The 6464-nt window shown below is 57.8% G+C and carries 5 protein-coding genes and 1 pseudogene; 4 read left to right on the top strand and 2 right to left on the bottom strand.

The window, feature by feature from the left end; genetic code table 11:
• On the bottom strand, positions 1–597 hold a 597-nt coding region (locus tag BW09_RS10720), incomplete at its 3' end, for a glycosyltransferase family 2 protein (RefSeq protein ID WP_140464937.1).
• A 305-nt stretch (positions 598–902) separates the two neighbouring features.
• Here BW09_RS10720 and BW09_RS11255 point away from each other — a divergent pair.
• A complete protein-coding gene (locus BW09_RS11255; protein ID WP_258185089.1) occupies positions 903–1712 on the top strand; it encodes a hypothetical protein in 810 nt (269 codons plus the stop codon).
• Positions 1713–1796: 84 nt separating this feature from the next.
• Positions 1797–2165, top strand: coding sequence for a hypothetical protein (locus BW09_RS11250; protein ID WP_258185088.1), 369 nt, complete (start codon positions 1797–1799; stop codon positions 2163–2165).
• 93 nt (positions 2166–2258) lie between these two features.
• Here the strand turns inward: BW09_RS11250 and BW09_RS10705 are convergent.
• A pseudogene (locus BW09_RS10705) lies at positions 2259–4367 on the bottom strand (LTA synthase family protein); the annotation flags it as partial.
• A gap of 525 nt (positions 4368–4892) precedes the next feature.
• Here BW09_RS10705 and BW09_RS10700 point away from each other — a divergent pair.
• The gene (locus BW09_RS10700; protein ID WP_140462937.1) at positions 4893–6260 is read left to right on the top strand and encodes an ATP-binding protein; all 1368 of its coding nucleotides are present in this window, start codon (positions 4893–4895) and stop codon (positions 6258–6260) included.
• The coding region (locus BW09_RS11025; protein ID WP_219846534.1) for a hypothetical protein at positions 6236–6464 on the top strand (229 nt) is incomplete at its 3' end. The genes BW09_RS10700 and BW09_RS11025, both read left to right, overlap by 25 nt.

Below are 6464 nucleotides of genomic sequence, written 5' to 3'. Positions count from 1 at the left end.
GCGGATGCCGTCCCACAATTCGCGCTTGTACAGTCTGCACCAGTTGGCCTCGTTGAAGTACCGGGCCTCGGTGTGACGACCGAGCTTGTCCCCGATCAACCTGAGGCTCTTGCAGAACACGGTCTGATATGCGGCGAGCGGATGCTCGAACACGGTGATCGTGCCGGGGGTGTCGGCGCCGACTGCTGCATCCGCGGCCACCTCCTCCAGCTGAGAGACGCCGAACTGACGCCAGCGGGCCTTGCTCATGTCCGCACCGGTGCTGAGCAGCGCATGCAGCAGCAGCTCGATGTTGCGCCGGTCGAGGATATCGTCATTGTCAGCGAACGCAATGTACTCGCCATGCGCGGCGTCCAAGCCGGCGTTCTGTGCCTTGGAGATGCCGCCGTTGGTCTGGTGGATCACCGTGACGCGGTCGTCCTGCGCGGCGTATTCATCGCAGGTCGCGGGGCTGGAGTCCTTCGCGCCGTCGTCCACCAGAATCACCTCAAGGTTCGTGTACGACTGTCCCAGAACCGAATCCACGCAGTAGCGCAGATAATCCTCGGCGTTATACACCGGCACAATCACGGAGACAAGCGGTGAATCCTGCGTCATGGCATCCCTCTTGATACGTCAGCGGCCCGGCCGGAACAGGCGGACCATCGAAGCGATATGGACATGAACAGTATGGTACACGGAAGCGGTCCGCATGCCGCGCGGTGCAGGAACGGGAGTGGTGTCTTGTCGAATGATGACAATCGCTACGGTTCCAAGACCTTGTCTCCAAAGGCTTTGCCTATACTGTACTCAGTTGTCGGTGTATGGGATTGTGTCGGGACCGACGAAGGTACGTTGCGCGTCTGGGCGCCTAAACGCGTGCGCGTTCGGGCGTTTGGGTGTCGAGGCCGGAAGGAGCAGGCATGACCGGGTATGTGCTGCGTCTGTATGACGTTCCGTTGCTTCGATTTGACGCCGCGTACGGTGAGGGGCTGCTGGCGGGCAAAGTCGAAGCCCGCGTCCGTTGGTTCGACGAGTCGAAGCGGACGCTGCTCCCATTCCCGCTGGCACCCGAGCCGGATGACGCGAAGCTCGCCACGTGGCTGGAGCGGCGCACGATTCCGAAAAACCGCGAGTTCGCCGCCCAGATTCTCGCACAGGCAGGACTGAATATTTCAGACACCCTCGGCATCATCGACCTCTGCAAAGGACTGTCGGTCAATGATTCGTTCTGGGTGGAACGCGACGATGAGAACCTGAGGTTCGCGGACATCAATCTATATGACAATCCGTTGGACGAGACGCTCGCCATCGTCGCCTACACCGGGTACACGTCGAGCGAGAAACATGCAATCGGCCTGTCGGGCGAATGGACGACAGACGGGCAGTTCCCGAAGGCGTGGCGCCATATGCAACATGGTCTGGAACTGTGGAAGGCGGGTTCCGAGGGCTATGCGAACGCTGGGCTGGAACCGTATTCCGAGTGCCTCGCCTCCCAGCTGGCATACAAGCTCGGCGTGAACGCAGTCGAGTATCGTATCGCCCGGTGGAAAGGCAAACTGGCGTCGGTGTGCCCTTCCATGAACTCGAAGGATGTTTCGTTCGTGCCGTTCTACGCGGCCACGCAGCTGGCCTCGTTCCCTGAGATTTTGGCTGCCGCCCGTGCCGTGTCGGAAGCGTCGTTCGAGGCGATGCGCACGATGCTCGTGTTCGACGCGCTCATCGTCAACTAGGACCGCCACGCCAACAACCACGGTTTCCTGCGGGACAACCATACCGGGCACATCCTTGGTCCGGCCCCGTTGTTCGATCACAACATGTCCCTGTTCAAGAACGACATGCGTTCCGACTGGGAGCATGGCGCATGGACGCCGAAAGTGTTGGAGGAGCGCCAGCCGTCGAACTCGCGCATGACGTTCCGCGACCAGTGTGCGAGCATCATGGGGGCTGCGCAGCATGACATGCTGCGCCGTGCGTTGGATGTCACGTTGGAGAACGATCCGGCATACCCGCTTGAAGACGGCCGTATCGAAGCGTTGAACGAGTACCTGCATGCTGCAGCCCGTTCATTGCTTGACATTCCCATGGTGGACGAGCTGAAGCTCGCCGTCCAGTTGGATGCGTTACGCCCGGCGGTCAGGAACGCGCCCGTGATCCGCAACGAAGACTTGCTTAAGGAGACATAGGCACGGACCACTAATTAGCGGCGGGGCGGCGGAGGTAATCGCACGGTTCGTCGTACGACACTGCGCGACGCACGTCACTGCGAAGCCGCGCAGTCACCCCATGTCGAAGAAGCCCGTCTCCGCCAGATAGCCTTTGCCGGCGGTCATGTCGTACTGAATGAGCTGATAGTCGTGCAGCATGCTGTCCGCCTGTTCCGAAAGGCCGTTACGGTTGACGGCATTGCCTTCGGCGTCCAGGTACGTGGTCGACGTGTCGGTGGTGAATCCGCCTGCGCCAAGCACTAGGCGTTCCAGCGCCGGGAGCTTCGCGCGGGCTTGGGTGAGGAAGGCGAGATATGGCGAGACCTTGGCGTTCATATGCTCGGCGGCCAACGCCATGAAGTAGTTCGGTGACGTGTAGGCGGTGTCGCTGGCGTCCAGTTTCGTTCCCGTCGAGGCTGACGCATTGTTTGACCATATGAAATAGTCGGTCTCGTGCAATGCGAGCGTATTCGCATCGTCTGAGGCTGCGGTCTGGTAGGAGCTCGGCAGGTGGTCGCCATAGAAGATCACGGTGACCGGCTTGTCCATCGTGTTCAGCTGGTTGAGGAAGTCGGCGGTCGCCTGGTCGGTGAGACTTATTCCCTTGGTATAGGTGTTGATCTGACCGCGCTCGTAATCGTTGAGGTTCTCCGTGATATTCGCCTGATCGAATTGGTTGTTGGCATACCAGCCGTCATAGGTCATGTGGTTCTGCATGGTGACCATCTGCACGAACTGGGGATGCTCTTCGCTGTTCAGTTGGTCGATGATGTTCTGATAGGCTGCCGCGTCGCTCACATATGGCGAATTGTCGATTCTGTCCTGATGGGTGATCGCCGGGTCGCTATCCAACGTGTAGAACGTGCCGAAACCGAACTTTTTGTAGTTCGCGTCGCGCAGATACATGTTCTTGTAATACGGGTGGAATGCCACCGAGCCTGTTTCGCCATAGGCGGTGTTCCACAGCTGGTTCCATGCGAACGGGCTCTTCTGATGCGGCACCAGTTCCTGATACATGGATTGCATCGAATCGTCGAACAGTGCGAGATCCAGGCCGGTCAGCGACTGATATTCGATGTTCGCGGTGCCGCCTCCATAGCCGGGGGAGAGCATCAGACCTGAGGTCGTGGCGTCTTTCAGCGCGCGGATGTTCGGCATTGGATCCTCGGTCAAGGTGATACCCGGTACGCGCGTCGGGTCGGAGAACGTCTCCGAAAGAAGCATGATGACAGTGCTGTCGGTCAGACGATTGGCGCGTGACTCATTGGTGCTGTTGGCTGCATCGGTGTATCTGTCGACCAATTCCTCCATGGTCTTCCGGCTGTAGCCATCCGGTTTCTCCATGATCTTTGGATGCGCCAGACGCAGGAAATTGATGACAGGACCATTGACCGTGGCGTCTTCCGCAGCGTTATACAGACGAGGCGAATCACCCCATGATTTCGCCCATTCATAGCCCCAGGCGCCGGGTATGCTGAGCGTCCAGGTGAACGTACACAGCAGCGCGATGCTCGTTGCCGCCGCAATGACACGTGTGGCGTTGCCGATGATGGTTTTCGTATCGCGGAACGGTTTGCGCCAATGGAATGGGATCACACATCGGCGCTGGTCGACGAACTGGAGTGCCAGACAGATGATGGTCAGCAAGATCAGTGCTTTGATGGTGCCTTGCACCAGCGTTAGGCTGTTCTCTGGGATGTATGATGCGATTTCCCCGCCGTTGCCGCTGGTGAGGAACCCAAGGTCGGAGGGGATGATCGGCTCGTTCCTCAGATCGACCTTGATGCTGTTCGCCACGGCATAGACGCCCGTCATGATGGAAAACACGGCTGTAGCCACCCAGAAACGATTCAGCACGAACACCAATACCAGATAGATCATGCCGAGGGCGAGGAAGTTCAGCAGCCAATTGAGTTTGTCTTCCTCCAGCCACATCTGTGAGACGAACTTGGTGAGTTGGCCTTTCACGCTGTTGAGGATCTTGGTGGTGTTGTCCACCGCATTCGGATCGGCATATGTTGGCTCCGAATACATGCCCCACTGGATGAACAGCACCGCAGCCGCGTCGATCAGCACCATGACCACGGCGTACAGCGTGTAGGGAAGCTTCGGACGTTTGCCCCATGCCTCGCGGGCCGGCTTTGCTTTGGCCAGAGAGATTGCAGTGTTTGCCGCATGGAGGCGAGGCTGGTTGCCTCGGGCTTGTCGGTTTGTGTGCCTTCGGGTTCTTCATTCGCCGTATTGGCCGCCGTGTCGGCCGCCGTATCGGTCCCTTCGGGGTTGATTGCGTCAGGTGCTGTGCCTGCCGTCTCAACTGAGTCGGCTGCGTTTTCAGCCGACGCTGCCGACGCTTCCGCTGTTGGTTCCTCTTGCTTTCGGGTATCGATCACTGCTCTGCCCGTTCCTGTTACGACTACGTACCTCGGGCATTATAGCGACAAGTTCAGGACTAGTTCACCTTTTGTTAACCTTCTGCGGAGCGGCGTCAATCATGGCTGAATGTCAGCGCATGTTCTTGACTTTGGCGTCATAGACCTGCTTTTCGGGCGTGCGGCTGTGCGGATTGCGCCAGCTGGATATCGCTGTCTCGCTCAAAAAAAGAGTAAATCTTGCTCTTCTGTAGAGCAAGATTCATATAAATCTTGCTCTCTGAAAAGTCAAGATATAGAATAGCGAATCAAGACGACGGTGAAGGTGGGTGCTGGTGTGAGCGATCTGGTAAAAAGCATAATTCGCGAATGGAAGAGCGCGGGAGTACCTGAGGTGTTCCCGCGTGATCTTGATCTAGGGGAGGCTCCGGAACCTCGAAGGGGCAATCTGGTCCGTACCATTGTCGGTGTACGGCGGTGTGGCAAGACGTACCGCCTGTTTCAGGAGATGCGTGCGTTGCTTGCTTCCGGTGTGTCCGAGGATCGCCTTCTTTACTTCAATTTCGAGGACGAGCGGCTGAAGCCATTTACCGCCCAGCTGTTGCAAGATGTGCTTGATTCTTATTTTGAACTGTATCCAGATGTCCGAGAGAAAGGCGTATATCTCTTCTTCGATGAGATTCAGGAAGTGCCGGACTGGGGCATGTTTCTGCGCCGTCTCGTTGATACGATGAACGTCACCATGTACGTGACGGGTTCGTCTTCGAAAATGCTATCGCGGGAAGTGGCAACCGAGTTCAGAGGTCGCGCGTTGCCTCGAGAATTATTCCCGATGAGCTTCTCGGAGTACATGCGATTCCATGGTGTCGACCTCAGCGGTGTGCCGGTTGACATGAATGGGCGTCGGACGTTTACGTCGGGGGAGATCGCTCATTTGAGGCATGGGCTGGATGGCTATTTGGAGCGTGGCGGTTTCATCGCTGTGCAGGGGCTGGGGGCGCCTGATGCTGTGGCATTGTTGCAGGAGTACGCGAATCGTACGTTGGCAAGTGATGTGATTGACCGGTACGGCATTCGCAATCCTGTGGCTGCGTCGGCGTTCCTTACGCAGGCATTGGCGTCGTCCGGGCGCGAACTCTCGGTCAACAAAACAGCCAATATGCTCACGAGCCGGGGGCTGCGCGTTTCGCGTGGATCGCTTTCGGCGCTGCTGAACTATTACGAGGAAGCATACCTGCTGTTCCAGGTCAATGAGTTCTCCCGCGCCTTGGCGGATAACACGCGTTCCTCCGCCAAAGTGTATGCGATTGACCAAGGCATGTTCAACGCTTTTTCCAAAGCTTCAGCGCTGGAGCGCGGGCAGCGGTTGGAAACAGCGGTGTTTCTGAAACTCCGCCGTGACGCCAGGCTTGTGCGAAATGGTTCAGTGTCTCGGCTGCTGTTTCAGGATGGTGGAAACAGGCATGAGGTTGATTTCGTCGTTGGCGATGCCATCGCCATGGATGTCTATCACTTGATTCAAGTTTGTTGGGCTCTCGACGATGAAAAGACGCGCACGCGGGAGATTCGGGCATTGCAGGCGGCGATGCGCCGCTTCCAGGTGGATTCCGGAGTTATCGTCACCGCGGATTATGAAGAACGGATTGAGGTGCCGGAAGGGAGCATTGATGCCATTCCGGCATGGCGCTGGCTGTTGGATGCATGAACGAGGTGTCTCGGCGGTCCTGGCTGACGTGGTGTGATGCGTTGGGTTGTGTGATGCACGTACCACCCAACGCATCGCTGTTGCGGGCCATTTGTTTCCTTGGACAGCTGGGACAACTCCCAGCATTATTTCATGTTCTTGACTTTGGCGTCATAGACCTGCTTTTCAAGCAGTCGGATCTGTCGGGTCGCGGCACAATGGAGG

The sequence above is a fragment of the Bifidobacterium sp. UTCIF-1 genome (assembly GCF_006408915.1).
GTDB lineage: Bacteria > Actinomycetota > Actinomycetes > Actinomycetales > Bifidobacteriaceae > Bifidobacterium > Bifidobacterium reuteri.
The sequence above is the reverse complement of the archived record's forward strand: the minus strand, read 5'-3'. Positions and strand labels throughout refer to the sequence as shown.

Excerpts from the sequence above, each read along its gene's own strand:
- BW09_RS11250 (WP_258185088.1), top strand. The coding sequence starts at position 1,797 with ATGTCCCTGTTCAAGAACGACATGCGTTCCGACTGGGAGCATGGCGCA.
- BW09_RS11255 (WP_258185089.1), top strand. The coding sequence starts at position 903 with ATGACCGGGTATGTGCTGCGTCTGTATGACGTTCCGTTGCTTCGATTT.